The organism is Ruegeria sp. G12 (genome assembly GCF_056533565.1).
This window is the reverse complement of record NZ_JBQFOO010000005.1, coordinates 250,127-267,001: the sequence shown is the minus strand read 5'-3', so window position 1 is coordinate 267,001 and position 16,875 is coordinate 250,127. Positions and strand designations below refer to the sequence as shown.

Here is a 16,875-nt window from a genome sequence, read left to right as displayed (position 1 = left end):
GGCTGGCCCCGTTTATGCGCCACAGCGCGACCGGGGACAAGATGACAAATGTCGCGGTGCGCTGATGTCAGAACCTGTCATCAACCCGCGCTAGACCGGGCGCAATTCAAACATAGGGACAGCACGTGCCGCAAAACTGCCCGAGAATACATAGATGCGGCCCGCCTGACCCCCGATCCCCCCTTGCAGATGGACAAAATAAGAACAAATGTAAGGGCCTGATCCCCGGAGCGCACCGATGCCCTACACCCATTCCGACAAGACCCAGCTGACCGCCGAAGACGTCCGCGCCCGCCTGAAACTGGAAGGCGGCAAGCAGTTCGTGATGCATACCGAGTTCAACGCAGCAGGCGACCAGCCGACGGCAATCAAGGAGCTGGCCGGCGGCGTGAATGACGGCGAACGCGATCAGGTTCTGCTGGGCGCGACGGGTACGGGCAAGACCTTCACCATGGCCAAGGTGATCGAGGAAACACAGCGCCCAGCCATCATCCTTGCCCCCAACAAGACGCTGGCCGCGCAGCTATATGGCGAATTCAAGGGCTTTTTCCCTGAAAACTCAGTCGAATACTTTGTCTCGTATTACGACTACTACCAGCCCGAGGCCTATGTGCCGCGCAGCGATACCTACATAGAAAAAGAATCTCAGATCAACGAACAGATCGACCGTATGCGCCACTCGGCCACCCGCGCGTTGCTGGAACGCGATGACGTGATCATCGTGGCATCGGTGTCCTGCATCTACGGCATCGGCTCGGTTGAGACCTACGGGGCGATGACACAGGACCTGAAGGTCGGTCACGAATACGACCAGCGGCAGGTGATGGCTGATCTCGTCGCCCAGCAATACCGCCGCAATGATCAGGCGTTTCAGCGCGGGTCCTTTCGGGTACGTGGCGATTCCTTGGAAATCTGGCCCGCCCATCTTGAGGACCGCGCATGGAAGCTATCCTTCTTCGGCGAGGAACTGGAACAGATCACCGAATTCGACCCCCTGACCGGCGAACGCGCCGCGACGATGGAGCATGTGCGGGTCTACGCGAACTCGCATTACGTGACGCCGAAACCGACGATGCAGCAGGCGATCATCGGGATCAAAAAGGAACTCCGCATCCGGCTCGACCAACTGGTCGGCGAGGGCAAATTGCTGGAAGCGCAACGCCTGGAACAGCGCACCAATTTCGATCTGGAAATGCTAGAGGCCACCGGCGTCTGCAACGGGATCGAGAACTATTCGCGCTATCTGACAGGCCGCGCACCGGGCGAGCCGCCCCCGACCTTGTTCGAATTCATCCCCGACAATGCCATCGTCTTCGCCGACGAATCCCACGTCAGCGTGCCGCAGATCGGCGGCATGTACCGGGGCGACTATCGGCGCAAATTCACGCTGGCCGAACACGGCTTCCGCTTGCCGTCCTGCATGGATAACCGCCCCCTCAAGTTCGAGGAATGGGACGCCATGCGCCCCCAATCCGTCTTTGTCTCGGCCACGCCAGCAAAGTGGGAAATCGAGCAGACTGGCGGTGTCTTCACCGAACAGGTGATCCGCCCCACGGGCCTTTTGGACCCCGAGGTCGAAATCCGCCCCGTCAGCATGCAGGTGGACGACCTGCTGGACGAGGTGCGCAAAGTGGCTGCGAATGGCTTCCGCACGCTGGTCACGACGCTGACCAAACGCATGGCCGAGGACCTGACCGAATACCTGCACGAACAGGGCATCAAGGTGCGCTACATGCACTCGGACATCGACACGCTGGAACGCATCGAAATCCTGCGCGACCTGCGGTTGGGGGCGTTTGACGTGCTGGTCGGCATCAACCTGCTGCGCGAGGGGCTCGACATCCCCGAATGCGGGCTGGTCGCCATTCTGGACGCGGATAAAGAGGGTTTCCTGCGCTCGGAAACCTCGCTGATCCAGACCATCGGCCGCGCCGCGCGCAACGCCGAGGGTCGGGTGATCATGTATGCCGACAAGATCACCGGCTCGATGGAGCGTGCCCTGAACGAGACCAACCGCCGCCGCGCCAAGCAGATCGCTTATAACGAGGAACACGGCATCACGCCCGAGACGGTGAAGAAGAATGTCGAGGACGTTCTGGCCGGTCTTTACGAAGGCGATGTCGACATGAACCGCGTCACCGCCACCATCGACAAGCCGATGCACGGTGCCAACCTCGAGGCCCATCTGGACGGTCTGCGCGAGAAGATGCGCAAAGCCGCCGAGAACCTTGAATTCGAAGAGGCGGCCAACATCCGGGATGAGATCAAACGTCTGGAAGCGGTCGATCTGGCCGTCGCCGACGACCCTATGGCGCGGCAGTGGGCGGTCGAGAAGGCGTCTGAGGATGCGGTCAAGTCGCGCGGGCGGTCAACGGCTGGACGGCCGGGTCAGAGAGGTGGGAATGTGAAGCGGAGGAAGAAACGATAAGTGATTGGCGAAGTTGCGTTTGAGACAAAGTGTGTAGCTTATTTGGTTGTCCGCTCCGAAAACCAAGAAAATCCCAAGACGGCGCCTGCAACAGGTTTCTTTTGGCGATACGATGAGAAAGAGTATTTGATTACCAATCGGCATGTCGTGACCGGCAGGCACTCTGACAACTCACCGGTTCCCGAGGGTTTCGATCCCCTATATCTTGACGCTTACTTCTATCGAAAAATTGGAGAACCCAATGAGGGTGTTCTTCCCGTAGAGTTCAAATCAATCCGAATTAACCTTTGGAAAGATGGAACACCGGATTGGATTGAGCATCCTGATGGGCGGAACTTTGACATAGTTGCACTAGACCTAAGCCCAAAATTGGATGTTTTTGCAGTAAATGACAAACAACAAAACGAAGAGATTTGGACAGAGGTGGGCGCGGACTGTTTCGTAGTGGGGTTTCCAGAGAAGTTAACTGGTCCGGCAATGACGCCTATATGGAAGCGCGGCTCAATCGCTACGGAGCCATCACTCGAATATGAGGAACTGCCAGTTTTTTTGTGCGATACGGCAACTCGACCCGGAATGTCCGGCTCTCCGACATTTATTAAAGCAATTGGCAACTTCGGAAAAGAAGGCGGTCCGAAATCAGATAGTGGTTTCTTTGGTTATTGGACCAGGTTCATAGGTGTCTACGCTGGGCGAAACGGCGACGAGAACGAAGGTTTCCAACTTGGCCGTGTTTGGAAAGCTAGCATAATAGAGGAGATGTTGGCTAATCCCAAGTCACCGAGCAGCCCATTCGCGAGTAACAAACCCGCTCGGTGAAACGCCCTACATTCCCCACACTCCACCCTTGCGCCCCACCCCTCCCTCCTCCACGTTTGAAATCACAAATTGTGATTCCAAACGGTTGCCATGAAGAACACCCTGCCCAGCACGCATGAGGTCCAAAGCGCCATTCACCGGGTGCGCGGCACCCGTGTGGTGCTGGCCGAGGATCTGGCGCAGTTCTACGGAAAATCCGTCAGCGCCTTCAATCAGGCCGTCTCGCGCAACAAGGACCTGTTCGAGGGCTATCGTTTTCAACTGACCGACGCCGAGGTCGCCGATTTGCAATCACAGAATGTGATCTCAAAACCCAAGGGGCGCGGCGGTCGGCGGGTCAATCCGTGGGTCTATACGGATTACGGCGTGGCCATCGCCTCGGCCCTGTTCAAGGACCCGCGCGCGATCCGGATCACAAGGATGATCACCGAGGCCTTTGTCGATGGCGCAAATGCGCTGGCCGAGACCCCGCGCAGCGTGCCGGAAGTCCTGCCGCCCGAGGGCGCCCCCGCCCCGCTGCTGCCCAATGGCCAGCAGTTGCGCGATCTGGCCGAAAATATCCTCGATTCCGGGCAGCAGAGCCTTGTGGACTACATCGCCAACCCCACCACCAAGCGCCAGCAGGCGGTGGCGGCGATCATGAAGACCCTGGCTGAGACCGCCGGCGAAGAGGTCCGCACCCAGCAGGAACGCCTGCGCCTGCGCATTGCTGAACGTCTGGCCACCGGCGACTACGCCGATGACGATGACCGCAGACAATTGCTGGAACTGCTGCAGGCGATGAAGGGTTAGACGCCCAACTCGGCCCGCGCCTTCTTGGTCAGCTTGGCCACGACCATCTCGTAAGACGTCACGATATGGTCGCGCAGGGAGGCGTCGCTCATCCCGCGCTCTTCGTAGACCTGCAGCCATTTCATCCCGCGCGAGGCCAGATAGGGCGCTGGGCGGATGCCGGGTTCATCACTCAGAACCTCAAAGGCCAGATCGGTGGCTTTGAAGGTGAACGCATCGCGCCCGTCATTCCAACCGCAGATCGCAAACACCTTGCCGCCCACTTTCCACACATCCGCATTGCCCCATTGCACCACGTGCGAGGTGGCCTTGAGGCCCGAGCAGAAGGTGTTGAATTCATCGCGGGTCATGGAGGTGATACTGGCGGTCGGCCCTGCGTAAGGCAACCGCCAGCGCGTAGGTTAACCAGGCTTTAACCCAGACGGCCCAATGCTGCGGTCATGGAAAACCGAAACTCTCCGTTGTCGCCTGATGTCTGGCTGAAAGATCTGTTCACGTCCAAGGCCGTTCAACAGGGCGGCGTTATCCGCCGCAAGGCCCGGGATATCGAACGCTTTGCCGGGATGGAGCGTTTCATGACCGAAATCCACCGCCGCGGGTATCAGGTGGCCGAGAACTCCGGACAGATCGTGATTTTCTGCAACCGCGCTCCGGTGCGATGGCTCACCTGAGCCGAGCATCGCTTTCTTAAAAAGAAAGCGAAACCGAAATCTTTTCAAGGTTTCGGTTCCCCGTCGCGATGCCTATCCGTTGTGCCAATGCGCAATCACGTCAAAGCCCACAGGCGTTGGCGGTCCTTCCAGATACTCGGCAAACTGCCCCCACAACGCAGCCACCTTGGGTGCATTTGCTTTCGAGGTCTCTTCGCTTTCGACCACCGAGATCACATAGCCGCTGCCGTCTTCGTTCATAACATTTGTAAAGCAATGCATGCCGGGCATCCCCAGAATCTCGGCCTTAAGGTCATTCATCTTCGCCGTGGCCGCGTCGCGCGTGCCGGGTTTCATTTTGAATTGAGTAACGCGTGCAAACATGTGTTTTCTCCGTTTCAGGGCGAAATTGCCCATTGGCGGCACCAAAACGGCCCCCACCGCGAGCAGTTTAACACGTTAAAAGGAATTCCCTTACATTCACAGGCTTAGCGGTTCTCCGACCGTCTCGGATCAACCAAAAGGCGGCCCGATCAGGGCCGCACGAATTTGGCACTGCCAACCATCCTGGCCCGCGCGCCTTCACCGCGTTGCGGGGCCGAGTTCGTGACCAGCGCGGGTGCATTTCTCTCACACGCCAAGCCATCCCCGTCGGGGTCGTTGCGCTTATGATATCCCGGCTGTCCCCTGCGGAAGGGGCCCAGCCCAAAGGTCTCAGCCGCGTCGCAACCGGCCATTGCGATCAGGTGAACAACCGCTTCATTGCGTTCATAGTCCGACACCCGCATGTAAACGCCGACACCAATCAACGCCGTGGTCAGCGGCAGCGCAAGAACCATCGTCAGTATACGCACTGGAGACAGCGCCTGACGCCGCAAAGCATCTGCTCGGCGCTGGCGTCTGGAAAGGGGTGGGTCATCCCCGTCCGAAGGGGGTTTTCCAAACAACATGCCCTCGTTTTAGGCGACTTATATGGCAAAGCCGAGGCAAGTCCGGAAAAATCGGGCTTAGTGACACCGGGTGTGCCAAACCGGTATCATTGGGGAGCCCTGATGGAACGAATGCCGTGACCAAAGACAGCCCCTATCGACCCACCGATACTGCCGCCCGAGAGCTGGCAGGGGACCTGATTGCAGAAGCGCGTTTCGCCGCGCTCGCCGTTCTGCGACCGGACGTGGCCCTACCCTCCGTATCGCGGATTGCGCTGGCAACGGATGAGCAGGGCCACCCCATAACGCTGATCTCCGAGCTGTCCGATCACACACAGGCGCTGCAGGCCAACCCGTCCTGCGCCTTGCTGGTTGGCGAGCCACAGGCAAGCGGCGATCCCCTGACACATCCCCGGCTGACGCTGCACGCCGTAGCGCACAAAATAACGCGCGGCACACCAGATCATGAGGGTTTGCGCGCCCGATATCTAAGCCTGCGCCCCAAATCCAAACTGTATATCGACTTCGCGGATTTCACCTTCGTCCGTTTTGAAATTCAGGACGGCGTATTGAACGGCGGGTTCGGCAAAGCCTATCGCCTGGCCGCTTCAGATTTCTGACCCTCAGCGCACAACGTGCACGGCGCATTTGGCGTGGCGCACAACATGAGCCGCCGTGGACCCCAGCAACAGGTCCTGCATTCCCGGTCTGTGCGAGGCCATGATGATCAGATCCGGCCCGTTGGCATCGGCCCAATCCAGAATCGAGCGTCCCGAATGACCTTCGATCACAATCCCCTGCGCATTGGGCAGACCGGCCGCCAGTTCATCAAGTTCGGCCTGAATCGCCTTTCGTGCTTCACTCAGATACTCGGCAGGCATGTAAGAGATCACGTAGTTCGGGATATGCTCGACCACGTGCAGCAATGTCACCTGCGCGTCGGGTGTCCCCAGCATCTCGGTCAGTTTCAACGGGCCAGAGGTATCCCGCTCGGCATCAAAGGAAATCGGGACAAGAATGTTGTGATACATGGCGCAAGCCTCCGTGGTTCCAACTCAGAGTGAACCGACGGGGCCATCTAGGCCTTGATCCAGGTCAGGAAACGTCAAAGGTTTCGGCCACGTCATACATGACCGGCTCGAAACTTCTGCACAATTCGTTGATCTTGCGATTGCGCTCGCGCATCTCGGTCGAGCGCAGCATGGCCAGAAAATCCTCGCGCCGTTCCCATTGCGAATAATTGGCGATCCGGGTCTGAGCGTCGTTTACATGCAGCCCCGCCGATATGAAGCCGGGCTGTTTCGAGATGAACTCGGCATAGGCATCGGTTAGCGCCTCCAACAGGTCCTGACATGTGCCCGGAGACATTTCAAACGTGGTTATAACAGTCTGGACGCTGGCGCTTTTGGATATTGTGGGCATCTGGCTTCTCCTTTGACTGGATCAAGCCTAGCACAGGAATTCCGAACGTCGCCCCTTTCCTGTGCTTCTCCAAGCAGTTTCGCAAGCCAAGACGGGTGGCCGCCCGTTCCCAGACGACCACCCCAGCGGTTCAGCGCTCCATCCGCATCAGAACCGAGACCTCCCCCCGGACGCTTTCCGACCAGCGCAACCGCACACCATTGCCATTGCTGCCCTGCTCCAGTTCGACATATGGGGCCAGATAGCGGAACGACCCGAAGGCATTTCGCAGCGGCCCAAGTGCGGTCACCGCATCGCAACTGCGCGCCTTGCCGTCAAAGGGCAACTGCCCGCTTGACCAGACCGACCAGGCCGAGGCCACGCTGTTCTGCGAATAGCGGACACGCAGCGGGTTCTGCGCTTTATTGTCGACGCCGTGATAGGTGTTGTTCTGGAAGGTGACATTCACATGCCGATCCTTGTTCAAATCGGCAAAAGTGGTATCCACCCGTTCCGCCCGCTGAATATCGCTGCTACTGGACCGGAATTTGTTGCCCGTCACAGCCAGACCGTTCAGGAAGTGCCCCGGACCATGCGGGCGGATGACGATATAGCTGAACCACGGCGGCGCTTCGCTGGAATAAAAGATATTGTCCGTGATGCTCATCGCGCTGAACGAATAACCCGAAACATAGGTCGGGTTCGCGTCCCGTTCGTTCGTCCATTCGACAAAGCAGTTATCCACGTAATTCTCGGCAATGGTCGAACTGTTGTAGGTTCCGATCATGATCAGGCCAGCCGTGCGGACGCCCTGCGGAATGCTGTCACCCTGAAAGAAGTGGTTGCCCAGAACCATGTTGTTGTCGCCGCCCAGAACCGCAAAATGCTTGAAGCGCACAGCCCGGTTGTGCCGCAGCTTCACATCGTTCGAACTGGTGTTCAGCGCAATCGACTTGCGGTCGGTGACGACAAAGGATTCCTCGGACGACAGGAACTGACAATTGTCGATCAGCATGCCCTTGCAGCCGGTCCCAATCGAGGTGATGCCACGATCCAGCGGACGGCTGATAAAGCAGTCCGACAGCGAGAATGTGCTGCCCGACGGGGCCAGTCGGATTGCGCTGCAGCGTCCGTTGCACTGAAATTCGATCTGCTCCATCCCGAACTTGCGCAGAGTGCCGAAGCCACTGAAATCCAGCAGGTATTTGAACGAGACAAAGGTGAAGGTCTGGGTGCCAGACGCGTCATAAATGGGCGCGTTCAGTGTTATCTCACCTGCGGCCACATCCTTGGACCGCACGTAAATCTCACGCCCAACGCCACTGCCCTGCACCAGTGAACCGACCGGGATATTTGTCACATTCACCACATTCGTCAGCCGTTTGGAATCCGATGGGTCATAGGTCGCGACCGACGTGAAGGTCTCGGTATCCCAAGCCGAGCTGGATTTGACATCGAACTGCCCGTTGCGGATAACCCTGCGCGTCGAAAAGCCCGGCTTGTTCGGCACCGCAGCCGCCATATCAATCGGAGCGGTGACCGAGATTTTGCGACCGCCCAGATCCAGCGATTCATGATCCGAGTTGTTCAGCAGCGCCTGAAATGCCTTTTTGAACGCCAGTTCCTCGTCGCCAAAGGCCGCGATGTAAGCCGAAAGGTCAAAATCCCCGGTCAGCAACAGCATCTTGTCATCGGGCATTGTGACCGTGCCCTCAAAATCCATCTCGGCCGCCATGCTGGTGTTCGCGGCCAGATGATAGGTGCCTTGCGGGACATAAACCCGGCGACCACCCGCAGCCTGATCCGCCGCCTCGAACGCGGCGGAATCGTCCGTGACGCCATCCCCAACAGCGCCGTAATCGCGTACATCCACAACGCTGATCATCTCGCGCAGGAACACGCCGGTGACATCCGTGATCTCGATATCATCGACACGCACCAAAGCCCCGTTCGCGCCCTCGATATCCAGTCCGAAATGCCCATACAACGCCGCAACACCCCAGGGCATGTCCACCCCCGGACGTCGCCCGGACCCCACGATTGCCGTTATCTCATGCACGGTGCCATAGCCGGAAAGTTGGGTAACCTGCCCTTGTTCGATCACGCCCGTCACATGCGCATCCCCGGCCCCACCGGCCCACGCAGCAATACGCACTTGCGGCAGCGGCCCGCTGATCGCCTTGACCCGCGCCTTGATCTGCAGATAGCAGCCAGGGATCAGAGGCGTCTGCCCCATATACCGCAGCTTTTGCGTGGCATTGACCTTGAGGATTTCCAGACAGCCGCCAAAATCCGCATCCGCAGGCACAAAAGCCCCGGTGCCCGATCCGTCATAAGTTGGCGTGCCCGGCGTGCCATCGCCCGCAGACCAGACACCCAAGCCATTCGCGAAAGCAGGCGGCATGAACACGATGCCGTCGGTGATTGCCTTGTTCATGAAAAATCCCTTTCTCAAGCGCGCCGCCGCTACCTGCAGCACGTTCAAACCCCGTGTTCAGGTCCAGCCCGAACGCGAAAATTTGAGTATCGAAAAGGGATTAACCGCCGCTCACAGCACCGTCACGGCGGTGTTGCATCAGGCCGCCGGGTCCGTGTTCCCCAACAGTTGCACACCGTTGATCTTCCAGCCGTTTTCCTGCTGCACCATCTGATAATCCAGAATGTGCACCCGACCGTCACCATCAACAACCATCACCTTCTGCCACAGAAGGCCAGCAACCTCGCGCAGCTCCAGAAACCGCACATCCGCAGGCCGCCAGACCATCGGATAGCCATTGCGCACCATCGTCCCGAAATTCTCAGGGTTGCCGAACAAGCGCTGGATATTCGGGCTGGCAAAGGTAAAGGCGGTGGCAAAATCATCCGCCTTGAACGCCTGTATCTGGGCCGCGATATTGGCCTCAATCTCGGCGCTCTGGGCAAACGCGCCCGAGGCCAGTCCAGCGCTCAGAGATACAGCAAGCAAAAGTCGACGCATGGGGCCACCTCCTGTTGCAAGAGTAGCCCCACGCAGGTTCAGGTCAAATCAGACCAGTTCGCCAGCCAGCGCCTTGTCGATCAGGGCGATGGTTTCAGGCACACCGTAAAGCGCAATGAACCCGCCAAAGCGCGGCCCCTGCGAGGCCCCAAGCAGCACTTCGTACAGCGCTGTGAACCAGCCCCGCATCGGATCGAACCGCTCGCGCCCGATCGAGTAGACCGCCGATTGCAGCGCCTCATCCTCGATGGGCCCGTCATAGGCCTCAAGCGCAGCTTTCAACGCCTCCAGCGCTTCACGTTCCTGGTCGGTCGGCGCGCGGTGCTGGCGGGTAGGTTTCACGAAATCGTTGAAGTACCGCACCGCAAAGCCCGCCGCCTGATCCAGATCGGGGTGCGTCTCGGCCGTGGCCTCGGGCGCATAGCGGCGGATAAAGCCCCACAGCGCCTCTTTGTCCTCGGCTCCAGAAACAGACGCCAGATTCAACAGCATCGCAAAGGGCACCATCAGCGTGGATGCAGGCACATCCCCGCCATGGATATGCCACACCGGATTGTTCAACTGCGCCTTCAACTCCTGCCCTGGATAAGCGCGCAACTGCTGGTGATACTCATCGACCGCCTTGGGGATGACATCGAAATACAACCGCTTCGCCGTCTTGGGCTTCTGGTACATGAAATACGACAGGCTTTCCGGCGCGGCGTAGGTCAGCCATTCCTCCATCGACAGGCCATTGCCCTTCGATTTCGAAATCTTCTGCCCCTCTTCATCGTTGAACAGCTCATAGCTCAGCGCCTCGGGCGGCTGCTTGCCTAGCGCCCGGCAGATCTTGGACGATTGCGTGACCGAGTCGATCAGGTCCTTGCCCGACATCTCATAATCCACGCCCAACGCAGCCCAGCGCATCGCCCAGTCGGGCTTCCACTGCATCTTGACATTGCCGCCGGTGACCGGGATTTCGACCTTCTCGCCATCGGGCTCCTGATACACGATCGTCCCTTTGGCGACGTTCCGCTCCAGCGTCGGAACCTGCAGCACATGTCCGGTCTTGGGGCTGATCGGCAAAAAGCACGAGTAGGTCTCGCGCCGCTCCGGCCCCAGCGTCGGCAGCATGATCTCCTGAATTTTGTCGAACCGCTCCAGCGCGGTCAGCAGCATCTCGTCGAACCGACCGAGGGTGTAATAGTCCGTGGCCGAGGCGAACTCGTACTCGAACCCGAAACTGTCCAGAAACTCGCACAGCATCGCGTTGTTGTGCTGCGCAAAGCCCTCATGCGTGCCGAACGGATCGCGCACTTTGGTCAGCGGCAAATGCAGGTCCTGCTTTAGCTCTTCCTGCATCGGCACATTGGTCGGAACCTTGCGGAACCCGTCCATATCGTCCGAGAAACAGATCAGCTTGGTCGGAATATCGCTGATCTGTTCGAACGCATGCCGCACCATCGAGGTCCGCGCCACCTCGCCAAACGTGCCAATATGCGGCAGACCGGACGGGCCGTAACCGGTCTGAAAAAGCACATACCCCTTTTCCGGCGGTGCCTGTCTGTAACGTTTCAGCACCCGCCGCGCCTCTTCGAAAGGCCAGGCCTTGGACGTCATCGCGGTTTCACGCAGGTCAGACATTTGATTATCAGCTCCATCCGAAAAAACTGCCGATTGCCCCACGCAATCGACCGGCCCCTCCTATTGTGCCAGTGCAGCATGAGTCAATGAGCCGAGGTATGTTTCCTTCGGACCGGCGTCGGCTTTCATCCACATGGGCGAAAAAACAATGTGTTGAACCTGCCCGCTCTGCCTCATATCTTCCGTCCTCGAACACCCCTATCAAGGACAACGCGATGACCGAGCAAGCACCCCAACCCATGTCCCCGCAGGATTGCCTTGTGGCGATCATGGTTGCGATCTCGGCGTCGGACGAAAACATCCGCACTGCCGAACTGGTCAAGATCGAAGGCGCGGTGAATATGCTGCCGGTTTTCGCCGGGTATGACATCGACCGCACCCGCCGTGTCTCGCAGATCGTGTTTGACCTGTTCGAGCAAGAAGACGGGCTAGATGCCCTGTTCGGTCTGATCCGGGAAAACCTGCCCGAGCGTCTTCACGAAACCGCCTATGCGCTGGCCTGTGACGTGGCCGCCGCCGACGGATCGCTGGCCGAGACCGAACTGCGCCTGTTGGAAGAAATCCGCTACGAGCTCAACATCGACCGCCTGCACGCCGCCGCCATCGAGCGTGGGGCCCGCGCGCGTCACGTGGTCTGAGAACCGCCCTAGCTGCCGTAAAGCGCACCCCAGCGCTCAATCAGCGCCCGCTGCAACTTGCGAGACCTCCGGTTCCAACTGCGCGCGCCTTCCGGGCGCTCGCGGTGTTCCCGTGGGATGGTCGCGCGGTGGTCCACATCTGCCGTGAAGATGGCAAAGGCCAGTTCCGAGCCGTCCGCCGTTGTCAGGAACCCACCGAGGCCCGATACGAAATTCAGGGTCCCGGTCTTGGCATTGACCTTGATTGGATGATCCCGAACCGCGCGCCCCTGCTTGTCAGTCAGAACAAACGGCTTCAACAACGGACGCAATACCCCGGACTTGCGCGCCGCCACCAGCGCAGACACCAGATCACCCGGCACCATGCGCGAGGCATCGCCCAGCCCCGAGTGATCAACCATCGCGATCCGGTTCGCGCCGTAGGTCTCGGCGGCCCACCGGTTCATCTCGGCTGCTGAGTCCTGCAAGTTCTGCGGTGCCGCCCCCCGCGCCTTTGATGCCGCAAGACCCACCATCTCGGCGGTGATATTGGTCGAATACTTGAGCATGCCTTTCAGAATGCTCTTCAGCGGGTCGCTCTCATGCACCACCAGAACCGTACCCTGCGGAGCCTCACGCGTCACCTGAACCCGGCCCAGAACGATGCCGTTTGCCCGCGCCAGCGTGCGGAACACATCCCCCGCATAAAGCGCCGGTTTGCGCACCGGCAGCCAGCGCGCACCGCCATTGCCCAACGCTGCCTTTGCCACGGTCCACCGGTCCTGCCGCGCACTGGGCTGGTAGGTGTAGATCGGCAGACGCCGCGCCTCGACCCGCATGGCTGCCATGTCCACATCCGGCCTGTATTTGGCACTGCGCGCATCCATGGTCACGTCATAGCTGGTGCCGTCGCGTTTCCATTCGAAATGCACCCGGTTGAAGTTCAGGGAAATACCGCTGATCGCCGGGCTGTAGCCAACATGATCAGGCTGTCCGGGGTCGATGCTGAACACGTAAGGCAATGCGCCGGAATAGACTTTGAAGGCGCCGCGCACCTCGGTAATCCCGGCCTCACGCAGATTGGCGGCCATGCTGGCCAGCGCGTCCGTGTCCAGCAGAGGATCGCCCCCTCCCACAAGGATCAGATCGCCTTTCAGGATGCCATTCTCGATCGGGCCGTCGGCCATCAGCTTGGTTTCAAACCGATAATCCGGACCAAGAACATCCAGCGCATAAAGCGCCGTCAACGCCTTGGCGACGCTGGCAGGCGGCAGGCCCGCTTCGCCCCCAAAGACCTCAAGCTCGGCCCCGGTTTCAACGTCGGCCACCGCAAAAACCACATCGCCTTTCAGCCCTGCGGCCCGAATGAACCGTTCGGCCCCGCTGACCTGTTTGCCACGCAGCTGGGGGCGCAGGGATTCCAGCGGCGCACCGGCCCATGCCGCGCCGGGGACCACAGACGCCCCCAATCCCGCCAGAAACAAACGACGCGAAATACGATCAACCATGCGCCAATTAAAATCCCACAGATTAAATCCACACAACCATCGCATGAGATTATGCGACCGGTGTGGCTATTCCGGCAACACCCCATCACCCCAGATGCCGCGATTGCGAAGATCAGTTGAACTGACGTCAACCATCGGCACGTTAACAAAACACCACGCCGGGGCCTGCGCGCGGCCCAGCAACTGCCGCGCCTGTCCGTCGATGCGGTACTGCGCATAGACCCGCGCCGCCGGCGACATCCGGGCCGAAATCCGATCCCCCGGCCGCGCCACAACGCCCACTGGCACGCTGTCCATGATCAGCCGCCAGTCCTTCCACTTGTGAAACTGCGCCAGATTATCCGCGCCCATCAGCCAGACAAATTGTACCTCCGGGTAGAGCCGCTGCAACGCCGCCAGAGTATCCGCCGTCGCCCGCGTCCCGGTCAGCACCTCGATATCCGTCACCTCGACCCTGGGGTGCTGCATCACCGCCCGCGCCGCCTCCATCCGCTGCGCCAGAGGCGCAGGCCCCCGTTCCTTCAGAGGATTTCCCGGAGACACCAGCCACCACACCCGATCCAGCCCGAACGCCTTCATCGCCTCAAGCGTCACATGCACATGACCCCGATGCGGCGGATCAAAAGACCCACCGAACAGTCCCACGACCTGCCCGGCCCGCGCATATGGGATTTGGAAACGTTCCATCCTTCGCTGATGTTCAGAACTGGCGCGCGTTGTCAATCAACCGGCTGCACGACATCGCCTAGTCGCACTTGTCCCGGATGCACCACCTCGGCACACCACCCGCCATGCCCGCGCACGGCGGAATAGCCACCCTTGCCCAGCGCTTCCTCCATCCGGCTGCAAGGCGCACAGATCACAGTGAACCGCAGAACGGCTTCACCAACCTGCACTTCGCGCCCTTTGAGTGCGGAGAGATTGATCCCCGATACCACTAGATTGCGCCGCAGGATTTCGGGCGAGACCGGCCCGCGTCTCAGATAGCTTCCAATCGCCGCCAAATGCTCCCGCTGGATCAGGGTCACGGCTCGCTTGCCCGCGCTGGCACGGTCGCCCTTGAGGCCGTCAGTAGCGATCAACCCTTCACGGCTTGCCACCATCGCGTTCCGACGGTCCGGTCGCAGACCAATCCACTCCACCCGCCCGGGCTGCGCCCACCCGGCAATCAACTCTGCCAGTTCTGTCAAAACACCCTCCGCCTCTGCCCGGATACCTCTAGGGTAGAAAAAGCCCGCGCCAAATTCACAAAACCACCAGCTTGCCCCGCCCGCCGCGCTCGGATATCCAGCGTTCCAACCCAATTCCCCGACCCAGAGGACGCGACATGGCCGCCTATCAATATGTCTACCACATGCAGGGTGTCTCCAAGACCTATCCCGGTGGCAAGAAGTGCTTTGAAAACATCCACCTCAGCTTTCTGCCCGGTGTGAAAATCGGTGTTGTCGGCGTCAACGGCGCGGGTAAATCGACCCTGATGAAGATCATGGCCGGCCTCGATACCGATTTCACCGGTGAAGCATGGGCCGCCGAAGGCGCCAAGGTCGGTTATCTGCCGCAGGAGCCGCAGTTGGATGAAAGCCTGACCGTCCGTGAAAACGTCATGCTGGGCGTGGCCGCAAAAAAGGCCAAGGTCGACCGCTTCAACGAAATCGCCATGGAAATCGCCGAGAACTACTCGGACGAACTGATGGAAGAGATGACCACCCTGCAGGACGCCATCGACGCGGAAAACCTGTGGGACCTCGACAGCCAGATCGACGTTTCGATGGAGGCGCTGCGCTGCCCGCCCGACGATGCCAACATCGCCAACCTCTCGGGCGGTGAGAAACGCCGCGTGGCGCTCTGCAAGCTGCTGCTGGAAGCGCCCGACATGCTGCTTCTTGACGAACCGACCAACCACCTGGACGCCGAGACCATCGCGTGGCTGCAACAGCACCTGATCGAATACAAGGGCACCATCCTGATCGTCACCCACGACCGCTATTTCCTGGACGACATCACCGGCTGGATCCTCGAACTCGACCGCGGCCGTGGCATTCCCTACGAGGGCAATTACTCCGCATGGTTGGAGCAAAAAGCCAAACGGCTGGAACAGGAAGCCCGTGAGGACAAGTCCAAGCAGAAGACCCTGCAGCGCGAATTGGAATGGATGCGTCAGGGCCAGAAGGCCCGTCAGGCCAAATCCAAGGCCCGGATCAACGCCTATAACGAACTGGCCGAACAGTCCGAGCGCGAAAAACTGACCCGCGCCCAGATCGTCATCCCCAACGGCCAGCGCCTTGGCGGCAAGGTGATTGAGGTCGAAGGCCTGTCGAAACACATGGGCGACAAGCAACTGATCGAAGGGCTGGATTTCGCCCTGCCCCCCGGCGGCATCGTCGGCGTCATCGGCCCCAACGGTGCGGGTAAATCGACGCTCTTCAAAATGCTCACCGGTCAGGAGCAGCCCGACAGCGGCACCATCACGCTGGGCGACACGGTCGAGCTGTCCTATGTCGACCAGTCCCGCGATGACCTGAAAGACAACGACACCGTGTGGGAGGCGATCACCGGCGGCGCCGAGATCATTCAGCTAGGCGACGCACAGGTCAATTCCCGCGCCTATTGCTCGTCCTTCAACTTCAAGGGCGGCGACCAGCAGAAAAAGGTCTCGCTGCTATCCGGCGGTGAACGCAACCGCGTCCACATGGCCCGCCTGCTCAAAGAGGGCGGCAACGTCCTGCTGCTTGACGAACCAACCAACGATCTGGACGTCGAAACCCTGCGCGCACTGGAAGACGCACTGGTCGATTTCGCCGGCTGCGCCGTGGTCATCTCGCACGACCGCTTCTTCCTCGACCGGATTTGCACGCATATTCTGGCGTTCGAAGGCGACGCGCATGTGGAATGGTTCGAGGGCAACTTCGAGGACTACGAAGAGGACAAAAAGCGCCGGTTGGGGCCGGACGCGCTGGAGCCCAAGCGGTTGAAGCATAAGAAGTTTGCGCGGTGAGTGAATGAGGAGACGTAACGGATAGCGGTAAATCTGCAATGCATGTTATTAGAGCAGGATGCGTTCTCCTACTGACCTCAGTTTCAGTCGCAGCCGATCCCAACGATACGGCCGCACAAGAGAAGTACGTGCACTA

The 16,875-nt window shown here is 59.8% G+C and carries 18 protein-coding genes; 7 read left to right on the top strand and 11 right to left on the bottom strand.

The window, feature by feature from the left end; genetic code table 11:
• Positions 1-238 precede the first annotated feature (238 nt).
• From uvrB to ACR0JN_RS13825, 3 genes are all read left to right on the top strand, one after another.
• Positions 239-2,428: an excinuclease ABC subunit UvrB gene (gene uvrB, locus ACR0JN_RS13835; protein ID WP_480886369.1), complete on the top strand. Its 2,190-nt coding sequence runs from the start codon at positions 239-241 to the stop codon at positions 2,426-2,428.
• Positions 2,429-3,247: a S1 family peptidase gene (locus ACR0JN_RS13830; protein ID WP_480817554.1), complete on the top strand. Its 819-nt coding sequence runs from the start codon at positions 2,429-2,431 to the stop codon at positions 3,245-3,247.
• Positions 3,248-3,337: 90 nt separating this feature from the next.
• Positions 3,338-4,039, top strand: coding sequence for an ORF6N domain-containing protein (locus ACR0JN_RS13825; RefSeq protein ID WP_480886368.1), 702 nt, complete (start codon positions 3,338-3,340; stop codon positions 4,037-4,039).
• Here the strand turns inward: ACR0JN_RS13825 and ACR0JN_RS13820 are convergent.
• The gene (locus ACR0JN_RS13820) at positions 4,036-4,389 is read right to left on the bottom strand and encodes an MmcQ/YjbR family DNA-binding protein (protein ID WP_480886367.1); all 354 of its coding nucleotides are present in this window, start codon (positions 4,387-4,389) and stop codon (positions 4,036-4,038) included. The genes ACR0JN_RS13825 and ACR0JN_RS13820 overlap by 4 nt on opposite strands.
• A gap of 90 nt (positions 4,390-4,479) precedes the next feature.
• On the opposite strand from ACR0JN_RS13820, the gene ACR0JN_RS13815 reads away from it, so the two are divergent.
• Positions 4,480-4,710: an aspartate aminotransferase gene (locus tag ACR0JN_RS13815; RefSeq protein ID WP_480886366.1), complete on the top strand. Its 231-nt coding sequence runs from the start codon at positions 4,480-4,482 to the stop codon at positions 4,708-4,710.
• 72 nt (positions 4,711-4,782) lie between these two features.
• Here ACR0JN_RS13815 and ACR0JN_RS13810 read toward each other — a convergent pair whose 3' ends face one another.
• Both ACR0JN_RS13810 and ACR0JN_RS13805 read right to left on the bottom strand, forming a co-directional pair.
• Positions 4,783-5,073, bottom strand: coding sequence for a hypothetical protein (locus ACR0JN_RS13810; RefSeq protein ID WP_480886363.1), 291 nt, complete (start codon positions 5,071-5,073; stop codon positions 4,783-4,785).
• A gap of 149 nt (positions 5,074-5,222) precedes the next feature.
• Positions 5,223-5,543, bottom strand: coding sequence for an excalibur calcium-binding domain-containing protein (locus ACR0JN_RS13805; RefSeq protein WP_480886359.1), 321 nt, complete (start codon positions 5,541-5,543; stop codon positions 5,223-5,225).
• 212 nt (positions 5,544-5,755) lie between these two features.
• Here ACR0JN_RS13805 and ACR0JN_RS13800 point away from each other — a divergent pair, with 212 nt between their 5' ends.
• Positions 5,756-6,238, top strand: coding sequence for a HugZ family pyridoxamine 5'-phosphate oxidase (locus tag ACR0JN_RS13800; protein WP_480886356.1), 483 nt, complete (start codon positions 5,756-5,758; stop codon positions 6,236-6,238).
• A 3-nt stretch (positions 6,239-6,241) separates the two neighbouring features.
• Here ACR0JN_RS13800 and ACR0JN_RS13795 read toward each other — a convergent pair whose 3' ends face one another.
• The 5 genes from ACR0JN_RS13795 to ACR0JN_RS13775 form a co-directional block, all read right to left on the bottom strand.
• Positions 6,242-6,649 (bottom strand): universal stress protein, encoded by a 408-nt coding sequence (locus ACR0JN_RS13795; RefSeq protein ID WP_480886353.1) that lies wholly within the window; start codon positions 6,647-6,649, stop codon positions 6,242-6,244.
• Positions 6,650-6,713: 64 nt separating this feature from the next.
• On the bottom strand, positions 6,714-7,040 hold the full coding sequence (locus tag ACR0JN_RS13790; protein ID WP_480886351.1) for an antibiotic biosynthesis monooxygenase family protein: 327 nt from the start codon (positions 7,038-7,040) through the stop codon (positions 6,714-6,716).
• Between the two features lie 130 nt (positions 7,041-7,170).
• Positions 7,171-9,456, bottom strand: a complete 2,286-nt coding sequence (locus ACR0JN_RS13785) for a glycosyl hydrolase family 28-related protein (RefSeq protein WP_480886347.1) — start codon at positions 9,454-9,456, stop codon at positions 7,171-7,173.
• Between the two features lie 138 nt (positions 9,457-9,594).
• Positions 9,595-9,996 (bottom strand): DUF4864 domain-containing protein, encoded by a 402-nt coding sequence (locus ACR0JN_RS13780; protein WP_480886346.1) that lies wholly within the window; start codon positions 9,994-9,996, stop codon positions 9,595-9,597.
• Positions 9,997-10,044: 48 nt separating this feature from the next.
• The gene (locus tag ACR0JN_RS13775) at positions 10,045-11,619 is read right to left on the bottom strand and encodes a lysine--tRNA ligase (RefSeq protein WP_480886344.1); all 1,575 of its coding nucleotides are present in this window, start codon (positions 11,617-11,619) and stop codon (positions 10,045-10,047) included.
• A gap of 215 nt (positions 11,620-11,834) precedes the next feature.
• Here ACR0JN_RS13775 and ACR0JN_RS13770 point away from each other — a divergent pair, with 215 nt between their 5' ends.
• Positions 11,835-12,257 carry a tellurite resistance TerB family protein gene (locus tag ACR0JN_RS13770; RefSeq protein ID WP_480817566.1) on the top strand — a complete coding sequence of 141 codons (423 nt, stop codon included), beginning with the start codon at positions 11,835-11,837 and terminating at the stop codon, positions 12,255-12,257.
• Positions 12,258-12,265: 8 nt separating this feature from the next.
• Here the strand turns inward: ACR0JN_RS13770 and dacB are convergent, their stop codons facing one another.
• From dacB to ACR0JN_RS13755, 3 genes are all read right to left on the bottom strand, one after another.
• Positions 12,266-13,744, bottom strand: a complete 1,479-nt coding sequence (gene dacB, locus ACR0JN_RS13765; protein ID WP_480886342.1) for a D-alanyl-D-alanine carboxypeptidase/D-alanyl-D-alanine endopeptidase — start codon at positions 13,742-13,744, stop codon at positions 12,266-12,268.
• Between the two features lie 66 nt (positions 13,745-13,810).
• Positions 13,811-14,431 (bottom strand): nicotinate-nucleotide adenylyltransferase, encoded by a 621-nt coding sequence (locus ACR0JN_RS13760; protein WP_480886339.1) that lies wholly within the window; start codon positions 14,429-14,431, stop codon positions 13,811-13,813.
• Between the two features lie 32 nt (positions 14,432-14,463).
• Positions 14,464-14,934 carry an MOSC domain-containing protein gene (locus ACR0JN_RS13755; RefSeq protein WP_480886335.1) on the bottom strand — a complete coding sequence of 157 codons (471 nt, stop codon included), beginning with the start codon at positions 14,932-14,934 and terminating at the stop codon, positions 14,464-14,466.
• A 137-nt stretch (positions 14,935-15,071) separates the two neighbouring features.
• On the opposite strand from ACR0JN_RS13755, the gene ettA reads away from it, so the two are divergent.
• Positions 15,072-16,739, top strand: coding sequence for an energy-dependent translational throttle protein EttA (gene ettA, locus ACR0JN_RS13750; protein WP_480886334.1), 1,668 nt, complete (start codon positions 15,072-15,074; stop codon positions 16,737-16,739).
• The last annotated feature ends 136 nt before the right edge of the window (positions 16,740-16,875 follow it).